General features: G+C 47.5%; 13 protein-coding genes and 1 riboswitch. Of the genes, 6 read left to right on the top strand and 7 right to left on the bottom strand.

Translation table 11 applies throughout. The annotated features are described in order from the left end of the window. Positions 1-7: 7 nt before the first annotated feature. From ACYVF1_RS25845 to ACYVF1_RS25820, 6 genes are all read right to left on the bottom strand, one after another. A complete protein-coding gene (locus ACYVF1_RS25845) occupies positions 8-673 on the bottom strand; it encodes a TylF/MycF/NovP-related O-methyltransferase (protein WP_461084412.1) in 666 nt (221 codons plus the stop codon). A 4-nt stretch (positions 674-677) separates the two neighbouring features. Then, positions 678-2,270 (bottom strand): hypothetical protein, encoded by a 1,593-nt coding sequence (locus ACYVF1_RS25840; RefSeq protein ID WP_461084411.1) that lies wholly within the window; start codon positions 2,268-2,270, stop codon positions 678-680. Positions 2,271-2,274: 4 nt separating this feature from the next. Continuing rightward, positions 2,275-3,483 (bottom strand): UDP-4-amino-4,6-dideoxy-N-acetyl-beta-L-altrosamine transaminase, encoded by a 1,209-nt coding sequence (gene pseC, locus ACYVF1_RS25835; RefSeq protein ID WP_461084409.1) that lies wholly within the window; start codon positions 3,481-3,483, stop codon positions 2,275-2,277. Positions 3,484-3,579: 96 nt separating this feature from the next. Then, positions 3,580-4,599, bottom strand: coding sequence for a UDP-N-acetylglucosamine 4,6-dehydratase (inverting) (gene pseB / locus ACYVF1_RS25830; RefSeq protein ID WP_461084407.1), 1,020 nt, complete (start codon positions 4,597-4,599; stop codon positions 3,580-3,582). 185 nt (positions 4,600-4,784) lie between these two features. Further along, positions 4,785-5,750, bottom strand: a complete 966-nt coding sequence (locus ACYVF1_RS25825) for a hypothetical protein (protein WP_461084405.1) — start codon at positions 5,748-5,750, stop codon at positions 4,785-4,787. Between the two features lie 49 nt (positions 5,751-5,799). Then, positions 5,800-6,750, bottom strand: a complete 951-nt coding sequence (locus ACYVF1_RS25820) for a GNAT family N-acetyltransferase (protein ID WP_461084403.1) — start codon at positions 6,748-6,750, stop codon at positions 5,800-5,802. A 227-nt stretch (positions 6,751-6,977) separates the two neighbouring features. Between ACYVF1_RS25820 and ACYVF1_RS25815 the strand changes: the two genes are divergently transcribed. After that, positions 6,978-7,799, top strand: a complete 822-nt coding sequence (locus tag ACYVF1_RS25815) for a hypothetical protein (protein ID WP_461084401.1) — start codon at positions 6,978-6,980, stop codon at positions 7,797-7,799. 77 nt (positions 7,800-7,876) lie between these two features. On the opposite strand, the gene ACYVF1_RS25810 is transcribed toward ACYVF1_RS25815, so the two are convergent. Beyond that, entirely contained in the window at positions 7,877-8,761 is an 885-nt protein-coding gene (locus tag ACYVF1_RS25810) for a Ppx/GppA phosphatase family protein (RefSeq protein ID WP_461084399.1), read from the bottom strand. Between the two features lie 232 nt (positions 8,762-8,993). Between ACYVF1_RS25810 and ACYVF1_RS25805 the strand changes: the two genes are divergently transcribed. From ACYVF1_RS25805 to metH, 5 genes are all read left to right on the top strand, one after another. Next, positions 8,994-10,856 carry a carbamoyltransferase family protein gene (locus ACYVF1_RS25805; protein WP_461084397.1) on the top strand — a complete coding sequence of 621 codons (1,863 nt, stop codon included), beginning with the start codon at positions 8,994-8,996 and terminating at the stop codon, positions 10,854-10,856. 28 nt (positions 10,857-10,884) lie between these two features. After that, a complete protein-coding gene (locus ACYVF1_RS25800; protein WP_461084395.1) occupies positions 10,885-12,036 on the top strand; it encodes an SGNH/GDSL hydrolase family protein in 1,152 nt (383 codons plus the stop codon). A gap of 16 nt (positions 12,037-12,052) precedes the next feature. Further along, on the top strand, positions 12,053-12,202 hold the full coding sequence (locus ACYVF1_RS25795; protein WP_190886645.1) for a DUF5989 family protein: 150 nt from the start codon (positions 12,053-12,055) through the stop codon (positions 12,200-12,202). A gap of 3 nt (positions 12,203-12,205) precedes the next feature. Next, positions 12,206-12,568, top strand: a complete 363-nt coding sequence (locus ACYVF1_RS25790; RefSeq protein WP_461084393.1) for an SxtJ family membrane protein — start codon at positions 12,206-12,208, stop codon at positions 12,566-12,568. A 71-nt stretch (positions 12,569-12,639) separates the two neighbouring features. After that, a riboswitch (SAM riboswitch) is annotated at positions 12,640-12,809 on the top strand. Between the two features lie 102 nt (positions 12,810-12,911). Then, positions 12,912-16,697 carry a methionine synthase gene (gene metH, locus ACYVF1_RS25785; protein WP_461084391.1) on the top strand — a complete coding sequence of 1,262 codons (3,786 nt, stop codon included), beginning with the start codon at positions 12,912-12,914 and terminating at the stop codon, positions 16,695-16,697. Positions 16,698-16,765: the final 68 nt, after the last annotated feature.

Below are 16,765 nucleotides of genomic sequence, written 5' to 3'. Positions count from 1 at the left end.
GTTGGTATTATTTTTTAACAAGATAACAAGGCGTTACGGCGTAGGGAAAACGCTTGATTGCTACTGATTTGCCCGAAAAAAATTCTTCAACGGCCGCATTAGCGCCAGGGAATACATTTGCGTAATCGTCCAACATGATCACTCCCCCCGGCAAAACCCGGTCGTAGAGATGCTCAAGCACGGCCTTCGTGGGTTCGTATACGTCGACGTCGATGTTGAGCAGACTGATACGTAGTTCGGGGTGTTTTTCCAGATAGGAAGGAATGGTCTGACAAACATCGCCCTGAACCAGATCAACATTCTGCCCAATGCCTTTGTGGTTGAGCACAGTCATGAGTTGCTCGGTACCGATACCTTCTTCACCGGAGTCTTTAATGAATTTTTCGCGCCAGGCTTTGTCATCTACAAACTCAGTTTCGGGGAAGCGGCCAAAGGCGTCGAATCCGATGATTTTTTTGGCTGCTGGGTTATTCAGTAGTTGCCGGAACGTAGCAAGACGAATTAAAGAAGCTCCCTTAAAAACTCCACACTCCACAATGGCTCCCGGTACGTCGATTGTTTGCTTATACAGCTCGTAATGGGCCATCACTTTCGCCATTCGGTTGATGTCCGAAGACCAGTAATAGTTGTTTTCGTACTCGAATGAACGAGAGAAATCGGGTAGTTGAATCATGAAACTAAAATAAATGATCGGCGGCTACAGCGCCTTCAGAGTGGAAATCAAAGTAATAACCGTTCAGAAACGGATTGTCGGCGCGGGCAGTCATCCAGCCGCTGCTGTCGCCGAAAAAATGCCGAAGCTCATCGTCGTCCGAGATGCGAATCGCATACAAACCATTTGGCGGAACGACGCAGCTACGTTCTAAAACCGTTTCGTCGGCTTCCCGATAAAACGACAGCGTTACGTTGGCGGAGCGATCGTAATCGCGTAAAGGGGCTGAGTTGGTCAGGGCTATTTCCGAGTTTCCCACGTTCACAAATGGCGCCCATTTGAACGTACTAGGTTTGTCCAGAACTTTCGGATTACCTACCTGTGGCGAAAAACAGACGTTACTCGGCAAATCGGATAAGCGTCCATTTTGCCCTACGTTCAGGCCAAACTTGAGCCGGGTTGGAATGCGCGTTTCATCAGGCCAGTGGCCAATTACCTGCGCCGTTTTTGCCTGTTCGAGTGCTACGTTCGCCTGTTTTGCCAGACTGCCCAAGTCGATCTGAACGTATTGATTACTGCCTGACCGGAAATGTTCCGCATCAACAACTTCGCCCAAAAACTGCCCTTCTGCATCGTAAAATTTAAATGACAGCGAGAAATCGGACGGCGAGAAAACAGGATAAACGACCAGTTTGGTGAAAAAATTATCAGTCAAATACAGCGGAATAGACATCGACGAATCCCAGAAACGGTCGTCCTGCCGAGGCCAGTAAGCCTTGCTGTCGCCCACACTCGAACTGTCGTAGTAAGAGTGGGTAAGGCTCACGCTACGTGCCTTCTGGTCAAGATTTCCAACCAGAAAGCGCGGAAAAAATCCTGAAAAATTATGTCCGAAACGTATCATGCCCGGCTCGTCGCCAAGCAGCGTTTTCAGGTCGATATACTCTTTCAGGTATAAAAAAACGGTTTCGTAAGGCTTAAGATCTGGTAAAGTAAACGTACCGGACGTAGTGCGATGCTGAGCGTCAACGATTTCGTAGGTTACGGTTGGCTGCTCAGAAGGTAACGGTCCGTTCGTAAAACTAAGAAATGGAGCCAGTTCATCGCGGCCATAGATATCAAAGCCTGACTCACTTACCTGATATTCACTGTTTTGCTGTAGATCTTCGATGTCGTTGTAAACGCGCCCGACCGTATGCACTACGCTGCTGGAGGTATCATTGAAATACACCAGCACAAAGGCAGGATACGGAAACACCAAATCCTGCGTCGAAAAGATTTCCAGTTCAAGTGAACCCGTAAAGTTTTCATCTTCACCGTTTTCCCGAAGTAAATCGGTGTACTCACTCATCTGCACTGACCAAGCTTTGGCAGAGTCAATCAGGACGTATTTCCGCGAAATCAACGTACCCGCCTGATTACGTAGCGTATAGAGCAGCCCCACTTCGCGGATGTTACGTTTCAGCAGCCAGTATCCCATGAAAATGACTTTACTGGAATACACGCCGGTATGCATCACCGGAAAAATCGCCGATGAACGCAGCACGGGTTTTCGATTCGCCACTAACGTCTCGCCCGCACTTTGGGTGGCCTGGAGATGACTCTGGTAAGAACGCATCGGTTCAGTTCGGGTTTACTGAAGATTTAACGTGTAAAAAGGCATCAACCTGACTTATTACGAAATTCTGCTCATCGTCTGTCAATGTCGGAAATAGTGGCAAGCTCAGGCACTGCGCATAGTATTGCTCAGCGTGGGGAAAATCGCCTGGCTTCCAGCCGAATTGCCGGTAATAAGGCATCAGGTGAACCGGAATGTAATGCACCTGGGCAAAAATATTGTCCTTCCGTAACGAATCGTATAAACCCTTACGGTCAGGCGTTTGAATCACGTATAAGTGATAAGCATGACCGACGCCAGCCGGTGGCACTATGATCTGTATCGGAATGCCATTGGCAGCAGCTTCTTCAAAAGCTGCGTCGTATCGAGCAGCTAATTCGCGTCGACGGTCGAGCATGGCGTCTACACGATTTAACTGGCTCAGTGCCAAGGCTGCTTGTATATCAGTCAGGCGGTAATTGTAGCCTAACTCCTGTAATTCCATGTACCAGCCCCCACGTTCAGGCTCACTGGCGTAGGGTTGGGTCAGTTCTTCCGGTTTGTTGGTAATGCCGTGCGTTCGAAGCCGAAGCAGATGATTATAAAGCTCTTTATCGTTGGTCGTAATCATGCCTCCTTCGCCAGCAGCAATATGCTTAACGGGATGGAAACTGAAAATTGCCAGGTCCGCTAACGACCCGTCTCCACTACGATGTGTTACACCATTTTTATCAACGAACGTAGCACCCGGCGCATGGCAGCTATCTTCAATGATCCACAAACCAAATTCACGCGCTAATTCCCGAAAAGCAACCATATCGACTGGATAACCCGCAAAATCGACCGGTATTATTCCCGAAAAATAGCCCTTCGGATGGCTTTCGAGCATACTACGTACCGCTTTTGGGTCGAGCAATACGTTGGTAGGGTCAATGTCAGCAAAATGAACTTCACCCCCACAGTAGCGCACACAGTTGGCTGAGGCCGAAAACGTAATCGGCGACGTAATGACCCGCGTTCCGGGGCCCACTTTTAACGCCATGCAGCACAGATGTAAAGCCGCCGTTCCGTTGGCAACGGCAACGGCATACGTAGCGCCAACGTATCGGGCAAAGGCCTCTTCGAGCTCGCCAATTTTTGGCCCCTGTGTTAAGTGCGAGGAACGTAGCACAGCATTCACGGCGGCAATGTCGTCGTCGGTAATGTGCTGGCGTCCGTAGGGAATCGGGTTCATAAATAGTTAATGATTAATGAATAATGTATAATGAACAATCGAAAAAGGCTAATTGGGCATTATTCATCATACATTTTACTACACGGGGGGCTCCAATTATACACTAAACTCAGCGTCGACATGTGTACGAATCTGATCGCGCAGTTGTGCTACGTTGAGCCATTCGGTGTTAGTGCCGGAGTTGTATTTAAAGCCCATCTCCACCATTTTTCCGTTGAATGCCTGGGCGTATTCCTCCATCGTCCACCAAAGCGGAGCCGCGGGCGTTATAACGTAATACTTGTCCGTTTCGATGGTGTTCAACGAATCCGTTTCGGTAATCATTTCCTCATGTAGTTTCTCGCCCGGACGAATGCCCACGATACGTTGTTCGGCATTTGGGGCGATGGCTTCGGCCATTTCGGTGATGCGATATGACGGAATTTTCGGTACGAAAATCTCACCTCCCCAGGCGTGTTCAAGCGCATACAATACCATTTCGACACCTTCTTCCAGCGAAATGTTGAACCGCGTCATGTCGGGGTGGGTGATGGGTAGAACGCCGTCTTTCCGCTTTTCCAGAAAAAATGGCACCACCGACCCCCGCGAGCCGATTACATTACCATAACGTACTACCGAAAACCGCAAATCGCGACGACCTTTCATGTTGTTGGCCGCTACAAATAGCTTATCCGAGCAAAGTTTGGTGGCTCCATAGAGGTTGATAGGTGCGGCAGCTTTGTCGGTCGAGAGAGCTACTACGCGCTGGACACCGTTGTCTAGAGCGGCATTAATGACGTTTTCGGCCCCGAACACGTTGGTTTTGATACACTCCATTGGGTTGTATTCGGCGGCTGGAACCTGCTTCAATGCGGCAGCATGAATGATGATGTCGATGCCTTCGCAGGCCCGCTTGAGCCGTTCGCCATCGCGCACGTCGCCAATGAAAAACCGAATGGATTTATATTTCGACTGCGGGTAGTACTGCGACATTTCGAACTGTTTCAGTTCGTCGCGCGAGTAGATAACGACTCGTTTAACATCCGGGTAACGTTGATACACCATTTCGACAAATTTCTTGCCGAAGGAGCCGGTGCCACCCGTAATCAGAAGGGATTTATTTGTGAGGTCAAGCATGAATCTGGTAAATGTCCGGCAGTCAATTCGTTAGAGCACTTATCGAATGACGGAGATTGATCTAAAGCAATTAGACTGCAAAGGTAGCCTAAAAAAGAAAGCCAGACGACCGAGGCATCTGGCTTTACGTTTCTTGTAAAAAGATGTTTTGCTACGTTGCCGTTTCTTTGTGGAGAGTGCGTCTGCTACGTATTCGTAGACTCTCCAACGGATTGGCTTGACGGTTGGCGAATTATTACCCGCTCAAGGGCGTCGATGTAGCTTTTACTGCTGGCGTTCAGAACTGGCACTTTGCGGTAATCGGCGTATTCGCGCAGGACTTCGTAACCCAGAAATGTTTTGTGCAGCGACAAAAACTGACTTGCCATAGAAAACGTGCGGGTACGGTGAGCATCGCTGTAAACGGGCGCAAAATCGACGTCTTTCGGTTTGTCGTAAAAGTGAATTTGCTTGATCAAGAGCTGGTTACTCTCGTCAACTCTAATTTGCTCGTGCCAGGACGTATCAGCTCCGAACAGAAAGATCTGCTCGAATCTCCGGTTAATCATCAGAAACAAAGCCGTAATCACAACGGTCTGCGCCTGTAACATTCCCATATTAGCTCCGTATAACCAGTACCGGAACCACCTGAAACCCCGTACCGGAGTAGAATTAAAAAAAACCAGTTCGATGCGCCGGTTCTCTAGCTGTATTTTTCGAATGAAGTAAGAGCCTTTCGCAAAGTTCGGAACGTAGAGCCGCATGGTCCAGTCGACCTGTTCGATGAGCGATTTTAAGATCTGCTGTAAATCTTCGCGACCGGTTGTGTTTTCATTAAACGTAAAGCAATTTGGGTCGGCTATGATGTAATTAGTTGGACGCAATCGCGTAAAATAATCAGTTAGGGCAAAGCCGTTGACAACTACCAATTCAGTTTCAAGTAAAAAATCGAGGTGATTGGTGAGTGAATCATTGAGCGATGGACCATTTCCTAAAATTGAACATCGTGTTTTTTCCGAAGCTGGAAGCCGGACGCCCCATCGCGAACGTATCAGTACTTTAGCCAGCGACAAAACCGACGCGATCAGATCAGAAAAAAAAGCCGAAACGGCATTAAACGTAGTTTCAAGCATCAGTTCAGACGCCCCAAAATAATGGCGTTTTTGCGGCAAAATTAGTCAAAACCGACGCTTTTTTCGTGCTATGTCTGCTCCGATAATTTCAAAGCACCTTCTCAAAAATTAATTTAGGTGACGTAACAGCACCCAGATTGCGTTTGAAGCGCATCAAACTTGGTTTTGGGCAATGGTTGCTATCGAGCGATACGCCCAAATCGAGCAGGCGAATACCTTGCTGCTGGCAGTACGTATACAAGCCATCCGTGAGCATAACCATCGGACTAAACGTGCGATAATCAGGATGGGAGGCAGGCATAAAATTGTATAAAATATCGTGACGTACCCGGACAGCTACGGTCAGAGCCGCCAGATTTGGCCCATCGGTAACCGCAAACACCAGAAACTGATCGGGGAAATTTTGCAGTAATTCAGTCAGACGTTCAGGACTGAGCGTTAGTCGGTAGCCCTGTTGCTGTCGGGTTTCTTTAAGAAAATCAACGACTGTGGTAAATGGTGGATTTTTCCATTGACTAAATTGAAAATCGGCATTTCGGCATTTGTTCAACCGACGACGTTGTTCCGGCTCAACAAGTGAGGCAAAATCCTGATTATTAATTGGTAGGAAGAAATTCTGATTTGTTTCGACCACCCGAAAACCATGCCGAAACAGCTTCCTCGTTAACCGACGGGCTTGTCCGGGAGCGTAACAGTGGGGATAATTGACTAATCGAAACGTAGTGGTCGCCGTGGCCCGAACCGACTCGGTAAGCGTATCCAAAAATTCATCCAGAATAGAATCGGGTAGTTTTTCAGTAAACTCGATGGAGCCAAACGGAGCTGCACCTGGACTGACCGCTTCGTTCGAACGTATGAAAAAAGCACAGCGTGCATCAGCCTGTTGCGTTGTCTGATTTAGTGCCGTCAGTAAATGGAACTGACCGTCCTGTTGCTGCTGCAGGTGGGAAAGTTCGTTGAAGAAAAAACCAGATTCACAAAATTCAGGAATATCTGTCGACTGCGGCTTTTCCTGCAATAACATTGTGTACGTTGCCATAGAAAGGGTAGGACGAGCTAATGGTCGAGAAGTAATGGTTTGAGTCAGTTTAGTTATTGGATAGACTCATTTGGTATCTTATAACATGCTATAACTGCCTGATAGCGACCGTATAAACGATATTTAATGCCGTGCCTGATTAATTGAGTATATTGTCGCCCCAGTCAAAATCATAGCCCATAAATTCATGAATAATCAACCCAACTATACCCTATTCAACGAATTGTATGGAACGTACTACTACGGTACTCTACCCTGGGCAAAGTCTGTGCCAGAACATTGTTCGACTCTCTTTCGAAAAAATACATCGGAATAAGTACTTCGGTATAGTTCTTTTTCTGACTTTATATGGCTTGGGCGGTTTAACCTCGCTACGTGCTCAAACTGCGAATTGCCCTACCATCACCAATACATCCATGATCTCCCTGACGATTTGCACGGGAAATCTGGTCGATAGTTTGCAGGTCAACACGACGGCGGTACTACCCAATCAAATTGAGTTTGTTCGTTTCGATACGTTGTATGCCAATCCTTATAAGGGCAGAAATGGCGTGCATCTGGGCGAAATAAACACGGTGAATGGGAAAGCCACGCAGTACGCTATTAGCTTCCCTCCGCATACGGGTACCACAGACCGTGTGTACTACGTATACGCCTGTCTGAAACCCGAGCCCGATTCGACTTGCGCGCCTTTTGCCCTGATTACGGTGTTTGTAAAGCCAAATCCAACGGCTAACGTAGTGGTTAAAGAAGCTACCTGTTTTGGCAGCGTTTCGCAGGCCGATGGCCAGGTATCCATTAGCGGTTACGCTCCAACTGATACGTATGAGGTATCCAATAATGGTACGTTTACTGGTACGGGACAGCCAATTCCGAACGATGGGGTGATTGTGAGTGGTATAAGCCGGACGGGAACGCCGACGATTTATTCAGTACGTATCTATAATTCGCAGGGTTGCTACGTCGATAAATACGCAACTGTATTAAATAGACAATGCGACTGCCCACCTTCAAAATGTTTACCAATAACCGTCCTGAAAGCAGAATGATGTGAAGTGCTACGTATCATAAATCAAAAGCCCGCTAAGATGATTGTCATAGCGGGCTTTTGATTTATGATACGTTACTAAATATGCTTTCGTTTGCACAACTGGTTGTAAACCAGTTGAATAATACCATCCTTTAAACCTAAGTCCGGAACAATAATTCGATTGGCGCCCGCCCACTTCATCACCGAAATATAAATATCGGCAGCTGGTACGATCACGTCGGCGCGGTCGGCGTTCAGGCGTAATTTGTTAATACGATCTTCCTGGCTGAATCCTGATATGTAATTCCGAATCCGTTCGATTTCGTCCCGAGTCGTTTCTAATTCGGAAATTTTAGACGCCAGGTTAAAGAGCTTGCTGATGTTTCCGCCCGTACCAACCGCAATAATCTCCTGCGACGTATCGACGTTATCTTCGACCCAATCTTCAATTTTGCGCCAGGCACCTTTGCTTTCTTTGCCTTCGAGCAGACGCACTGAGCCAATCTTGAAGGACTTTGAATTGATTTTCTCCCGATTCTGGTAAAAATTTAATTCGGTACTGCCGCCCCCTACGTCGATGTGCAGATACTGCCGGTCGTCCAGTGCCTGAACTACTACGTTGTTAATCAGTTCGGCTTCTTTACGTCCGTCGATGATATGAATTTTGATGCCCGTGGAGGCTTCAATACGTTTCGCTACGTCCTGCCCGTTGTCGGATTCGCGCATTGCCGACGTAGCACAGGCCATATAGCCTTCAACCTCATGCAATTCCATCAAAAGTTTGTAGGCCTGCATGAGTTTTCGAGTACGTTCTTCGCTTGCAGAAGTAAGCGCGCCGAAATTAAATACATCGTGGCCTAAGCGAAGTGGAAACCGCACATACTCAACGCGTTTGAAACTAACTGAATCGTCGTTGTGTAAGACCGTTGAGATTTGCAACCGGGCTGCGTTGGAACCTATATCAATAGCTGCCAATTTCATAAATAAAGAGCGAAAGAGTGAATGAGCGAAAGAGTGTCGGAGCCATAATTACTCATTCGCTCATTCACTCTCTTACTCATTAAAACAGGTCAAATATAGGCTTTTTAAAGCGCCAGCATCTATTACCTAAAGATTATCATCCTACCGAAAAATAAGGCAACCGAACTATAATCATCTGTTTGCCAGAAAAACCATTATTTTTGTGCCCGTTTAATACGTACCTTTCCGTTCAATGACCATATTAGGCATTTCTGCTTTTTATCACGACTCAGCGGCTGCGCTGATCGAAGATGGAAAAATCATCGCTGCTGCTCAGGAAGAGCGATTTACCCGCAAGAAACACGATCCCGGTTTTCCCACACAAGCCGTTAAATATTGTCTTCAGTACAGTGGCGCTGATATTAATAAAATAGATGCGATTGTTTTTTACGACAAGCCACTGCTTAAGTTTGAACGTTTGCTAGAAACGTATTATGCCTTTGCGCCACAGGGGCTTCGGTCGTTTCTAATGTCAATCCCTGTCTGGCTCAAAGAAAAACTATTTCTGAAGCGACTCATTCGGGAGGAACTGGAAAAAATAGGCTACAACAAGTCGAGCAAAGTTAAATTGCTGTTTCCTGAGCACCACCTTTCACACGGGGCCAGCGCGTTCTATCCCTCGCCTTTCGAGCGGGCTGCCATTCTGACTATTGATGGAGTAGGCGAGTGGGCAACCGCGTCGATCTGCCTGGGCGAAGGCAAAAATATTTCCATTTTGAAAGAACTGCGGTTTCCGCACTCGTTGGGACTGTTGTATTCTGCCTTTACCTATTTCCTCGGTTTCCGGGTTAATTCGGGCGAATATAAACTGATGGGACTGGCACCTTATGGTGACCCAACATCGCCCGACGTGAAGCGGTACATGGATTTGATTAAGGAAAAACTGGCCGACCTTCGCCCCGATGGTTCTGTGTGGCTGAATCAGGAATATTTTGATTATGCAACTGGCCTGAAAATGGTGGATGAAGCCAAATGGGCCGAATTGTTTGGTTTTCCGAAACGCCAGCCGGAAGACGAACTGCAAGCGCATCATTGCAATCTGGGTCTGGCCATTCAATACCTGACCGAAGAAGTAGTGCTGAACATGGCCAGCGAAGCCAAACGCCTGACCAACGCCGATAATCTCGTGCTGGCGGGTGGGGTAGCGCTGAACTGTGTATCGAACGGAAAACTTCAGGCTGCTGGCTTGTTTAAAGATATTTTCATTCAGCCTGCCGCCGGTGATGCGGGTGGGGCCCTGGGTGCTGCTTTAGCGGCTTACCACATTTATTTTGGCAAAGAGCGCGAAGTAACGAAAGAGCGTGATGCCATGCGGGGTTCGTATCTGGGGCCGACTTTCTCCGATCTGGACGTTGAACTGATGGCCGTTAAATACAAAGCCGTTTCGACACATTACGATAATTTCGGTGAACTAGCCAAAGAAGCAGCGCGCTTATTGGCTGAAGGTAACGTAGTGGGCTGGGTGCAGGGACGTATGGAGTTTGGTCCACGCGCGCTGGGCGGACGTAGCATTCTGGGCGATCCACGTAACGCCGAAATGCAGAAAAAGCTGAACCTGAAAATCAAATATCGGGAGTCGTTCCGACCGTTCGCACCATCGGTGCTGGCCGAAGACTGCGCAGAATATTTCGATTATAATGGCATCTCGCCGTATATGCTGTTGGTGCATCCGGTAGCCCAAAGCCGACGGACACCCGTCCCGGCTGATTATGCCAGCTTCCCACTACGTGAAAAGTTGTATTATCAGCGTTCTGATCTGCCGTCAATCACGCACATCGATTATTCGGCTCGTATTCAGACGGTTCATAAAGATACCAACCCACGTTATTATGACCTGATCAGTGCGTTTAAAGACCTAACGGGTTATGGCGTTATTGTAAATACCAGTTTCAACGTGCGGGGCGAACCGATTGTGTCGACGCCCGACGACGCGTATCGCTGCTTCATGCGTACCGAAATGGATTACCTGGTTGTGGGTAACTACATATTCGACAAACGCAAACAGCCAGCGTGGCAGGATACCGACAACTGGAAAGAAGAATTTGTATTAGACTAACCGTCACGGCGCTGACGAATCAATTTTAATGGGTTCAAAACTCGTTTCTAGTATAGTTCGCTTAGTATTACTTGGGTTTCTGGCCTTCATTCTGTTCTACGGCGATCATTTTGGGGTTAGTTTCGACTATCCGCACAAGGGTCTATTCGACAATGTTTACGTCCGGCTAGCAAAAGCCGCTATGCTCTTGCTGCTGGTGGTAGAGATGCTACGTATCTACTATTACGGCATTGTCAAAAATCCTAAACCACCGAAGCTGATCGGTAACGTAGTGACCCTGCTCGTGCCGCTGATTGTCCTGCTGGTTTTCATCGAAATAGGCTTCATGTTTGTTTCGCAGAGTCAGGAAGGGGGCATTACGTTAGCCTCGAAAATCTGGTTTGAACGTTACTGGCCACCCATGGTCGGTGACTATCGCGACGACGTAAAAACGGATACGGTTGGGAAAAAGAAAGTCTTGATTGTGGGTGATTCGTTCACGGCAGGGCATGGCCTGAAACGCGCTGAAGAACGTTACAGTAACGTAGTGGCTCAGAAGTTAGGCACGCAGCAGTACGTTACGTATAATCTGGGTATTTCGGGCTCCGACACCCGCGACGAATTTGCTCGTCTAACCAAATTTGGCGTGAAACCCGACGTACTTGTTCTGCAATACTTCCCGAACGATATCGAGAAAGTTGCACGTGATCATGGTTTGGTTCCAGACGCTTTCCGTCCCTTTTCAGATATACCACGGGCTTTTCAGTCGTTGTTTATCAAATCGTATCTGTTGAATTACCTATACTGGCAATTCCCGCATGGTAATTTTTCGCCGTTCGATGTGTACGCCCGGAAAGCGTACGGTACACCTGCTATCATCAATGACCATTTGAGCGATCTTAACCAATTTATAACGTATGCAAAACTACATAATGCTCAACTTTATGTGGTTTTATTTCCATTTTCGCATAATTTAGAGAAGACAACTGAGTATGTTAAGCCAGTTGTTCAGTTTTTCCAGCAGAATAATGTGCCGGTCCTGGAAGTTGGTAAACTCATTGGCGACATTGAACCAAACGATCGCGTAGTGGGCCGCAATGATGGTCATGCCAGCGCCGTTGTCAATCAGCGAGTAGGCGACGCACTTTTCCAACTGATGCAAACAAGCAAGGGTCTTACCCAAACAACAAGTAGCAAATAATAAACTTTATTTAACCATGGAATTTTTACAAGACATTTTCAAATTTCTCCAACAACGCAAGAAATGGTGGTTGGCCCCAATGATTATCTTATTGTTACTCATTGGCGTTCTGATTGTTATTGGTGGCGGTTCGGCTGTTGCGCCTTTCATTTATACGTTGTTCTAGAGCATGGATGTTACTGAAAAAGTAAAAGCCCAGTTAGTAATCGTAACGGGCTTAGTTGTACTGTATTTCATATTTAAGTCGCCCTGGTGGCTTTACGCGGCTGGCGCTGTCGGCGTGTTGAGTTTGGCGGTTCCAGTAGTAGGCGACCTGATTGTAAAAGCCTGGTTTAAGCTAGCCGAGATTCTGGGAAATATCAACGGAAAAATTATCCTATCGGTCATGTTTTTCGTGTTTTTGTTTCCAATAGCGCTTCTGTATCGTATGTCAAGCAAAAATCCGCTAGCCATTAAACGGACGCAGGATGCTTCGTTTTATAATGAACGAAACCACCTGTATACCAAGGAAGATCTGGAACAGAGCTGGTAAGCTCCCCTGATTTGTATTATTGTAGGGCACGCTACTTGTCAGCGTGCCCTATTTTTATGTATTTTTGTGAAAGCTTATCCCGAAAGACGGAGGGAACGGACCCGATGATGTCTTGGCAACCCTTTCAAACGAGAACGTAGCAAGCAGCTAATTACCAATTACCTAACCCGTTACTACGTAGCTTCTCATTGAAAATTGGTGCCAATTTCCTCCCGGCTTAACTGGCCGGGGCAGATAAGTAGGCTTGTTTCTATCTGCCTTTCGCTGCTAAGCTTCCGTTTGTTTGGACTTTTTTAAGGATGTTGGTTGTTAGTCGTCTAACAATCGCGCTAGATAACTGCCATTGAAAACAATACACGAACTTCTACACGAACGTATCCTCGTCCTCGATGGCGCAATGGGTACCATGATTCAACGGTATAATCTGACGGAAGCTGATTATCGGGGAGAGCGTTTCCGTGACTGGCCGCATGACCTGAAGGGTAACAATGATCTGCTTTCCCTGACAAAACCTGACATTATTCAGGCCATCCACAAACAATATCTGGACGCTGGTTCGGATATTATTGAAACCAATACGTTCAGTGGTACGACCATCGCCATGGCCGATTATCACATGGAAGAACTGGCCTACGAACTAAATTTCGAGTCAGCGCGAATTGCCAAAGAAGTTGCGGTTGACGTAACGCGTCAGAATCCGGATAAGCCACGGTTTGTAGCTGGAGCGATGGGACCGACCAACCGCACGGCTTCGCTCTCGCCCGATGTGAATAATCCAGCCTATCGCGCTGTTACGTTCGATGAATTGGTAGATGCCTATTATGAGCAGGTTAGCGGATTAGTGGAAGGAGGGTCGGATCTGCTTCTGGTTGAAACCATTTTCGATACGCTCAACGCGAAAGCGGCCATGTTTGCTATCGATAAGTATTTCAACCACAATCCCCAGCGTCCGCCCTTACCCGTTATGATCTCGGGTACTATTACGGACGCCAGTGGACGGACGCTTTCGGGGCAGACTACAGAAGCGTTTCTGTATTCAGTATCGCACTTGCCGCTGTTAAGCGTTGGCCTGAACTGTGCGCTTGGTGCCGAACTGATGCGCCCGTATGTACAGACGTTAGCCAAAGAATCGCCGTTTTTTACATCAGCATATCCAAACGCGGGCTTGCCGAACGAATTTGGTGAATACGATCAAACGCCGGAAATGATGGCGTTACAGATCGAAGATTTCATAAAAAGTAACTTCGTTAATATTGTAGGTGGCTGCTGTGGTTCTACACCTGATCATATCCAGGCCATTGCCAACGTAGCGGAAAAATACCCGCCACGGCAGTTGCCCGAACCTGAGCCTTATCAGAAACTCAGCGGACTTGAACCGCTGAAAGTGACGGAGCAAACTAATTTTTTGAACATTGGCGAACGTACCAACGTAACGGGCTCAAAGAAATTTGCCCGACTTATAAAAGAAGGTAATTACGACGAAGCCTTGAGCATTGCGCGTGGGCAGGTAGAAGGCGGAGCGCAGGTAATCGACATAAACATGGACGAAGGCATGCTCGATTCAGTCGAAGCTATGACTACGTTCCTGAACCTGATTGCGTCTGAACCTGACATTGCCCGTGTGCCCATTATGGTCGATTCGTCGAAATGGGAGGTGATTGAAGCTGGTCTGAAATGCGTTCAAGGGAAAGCTATTGTTAACTCTATTTCGCTGAAAGAAGGGGAGGAAGCATTCATCGAGCGCGCCAAATTGATCAAACGATATGGGGCCGCAAGCGTCGTAATGGCGTTTGACGAAACCGGCCAGGCTGACTCGTATGAACGACGTATCGAAATCTGCGAACGGGCTTATCGCATTCTGGTCGACAAAGTTGATTTTGCACCACAGGACATCATTTTCGATCCCAATATTCTGACCGTTGCGACCGGTATCGAAGAGCATAACAATTACGCCGTCGACTTCATCAACGCTACGCGCTGGATCAAAGAAAACCTTCCGTTAGCCAAGGTGAGCGGGGGGGTATCGAACATTTCGTTCAGTTTCCGCGGAAACGACGTAGTACGCGAGGCCATGCACTCCGCTTTTTTATACCACGCCATTCGCGCCGGTATGGACATGGGTATCGTCAACGCCGGGCAATTAGAAGTATACGATAATATTCCAAAAGATCTGCTGGAGCGTTGCGAGGACGTATTACTAAACCGTCGTCCCGATGCTACCGAACGATTGGTTGATTTTGCCGAAACGGTGAAGGCGAAAGGCAAAGCGATTGTGCAGGACGAAAGCTGGCGAAACGAGCCTGTTCACGAACGGCTAAAGCATGCCTTAGTGAAAGGTATTACTGATTACATTGATCAGGACGTAGAAGAGATTCGTCAGCAGGTAGCGCGGCCCCTGCACGTCATTGAAGGCCCCTTGATGGACGGCATGAACGTAGTGGGTGATCTGTTTGGTGCCGGTAAAATGTTTTTGCCACAGGTTGTAAAATCGGCGCGGGTGATGAAAAAAGCAGTTGCTTATCTGACCCCATTCATCGAAGCGGAGAAATCAGGCGAAGGGTCATCATCCGCAGGAAAAATTTTGCTGGCTACGGTTAAAGGTGACGTACACGACATTGGGAAAAACATCGTGGGTGTTGTGCTGGGCTGCAATAATTACGAGATCATTGATCTTGGCGTAATGGTGCCGACACAGAAAATCTTGGATGCTGCCCGTGAACATAATGTCGATATTATTGGCCTGAGCGGTTTGATTACCCCTTCGCTGGACGAAATGGTTGGTGTGGCCAAAGAGATGCAGCGTCAAGGCTTTACGTTACCACTGCTGATCGGGGGAGCCACTACGTCGCGGATGCACACTGCCGTCAAGATCGATCCGCATTATGCTGGTCCAGTGATTCACGTACTAGATGCGAGCCGGAGTGTTCCGGTGGCTGGTCGATTGACCAGTGAGCAAATGGCTACTCGTGAGACTATTTTCACGGAAATCAAAGCAGAGTACAGCAAACTTCGGGATGATCACGCCCGGCGCCGGCAGGACAAAGCTACGCTGACCATTGACAAAGCACGCGAAAACCGCACATCTATTAACTGGAAAGATTTCGAACCAACGAAGCCAACTTTCCTCGGTAATCGTTATTTTGAGGATTATGATATTGCCGAACTGGCCAAATATATCGACTGGACACCCTTTTTCCAGACCTGGCAGTTACACGGAAAGTATCCTGCCATTTTTGAAGATGCAACGGTAGGTAAAGAAGCTCGTCAATTGTTCGATGATGCTAACCAACTATTGCAGGAAATCATTAATGGTAAGTTGTTAAAAGCCAAAGCCGTAGTTGGTTTCTTTCCGGCTAATTCGGCCGATGACGACGTATTACTGCACGATTATGATGAGCAGATTCGTGATATTCCTTGCGAACGGCACGGCTCACACCGGCATATCGAATACAAAATCAGCCGGGCGCAGTCGCAGGCTTCGGTTAATTCGGTTGGCGAGTTGGTTTACGATACAAAAACGGTGTTACATTTTCTTCGTCAACAGAATCAGAAAGCACCAGGATTACCTAATTTCTGCCTGTCAGACTTTATCGCTCCACTAGAAAGCGGTCGCGAAGATTACATTGGCGGTTTTGCCGTAACAGCTGGTATTGGTATTGAAGCGCTGCTGGAAAAATACGAGCGCGACCATGATGATTACAATAGCATCATGGTGAAAGCCATTGCCGACCGCTTGGCCGAAGCATTTGCGGAGCGTATGCACGAGCGCGTACGTACCGAATTCTGGCCATATGCAACGAATGAAACGTTCACTAACGATCAACTTATCAAGGAAGAGTATCAGGGAATTCGACCAGCGCCGGGTTACCCGGCTTGTCCCGATCACACCGAAAAGGAGACGTTGTTCAATTTGCTGGATGCGAATAAGATCGGCATCGAACTCACAGAAAGCTTTGCCATGTATCCGGCTTCATCAGTGAGCGGATTCTATTTCTCGCATCCCGAATCGAAATATTTTGCGGTCGGTAAAATCAACAAAGATCAGGTTAACGATTACGCCCAGCGGAAAGATATGTCGGTAGAGGACGTAGAAAAGTGGCTTGCTCCAGTATTGAACTATGATGCGTAGGTTCAATGGATTTAGTATAAACATAAAGGCCCGCCGAAGCTTCGGCGGGCCTTTATGTTTATACTAAG

This window comes from Spirosoma flavus (assembly GCF_054778555.1).
Note: the sequence above shows the minus strand (reverse complement) of the source record. Positions and strands in the feature narration are given on the sequence as shown.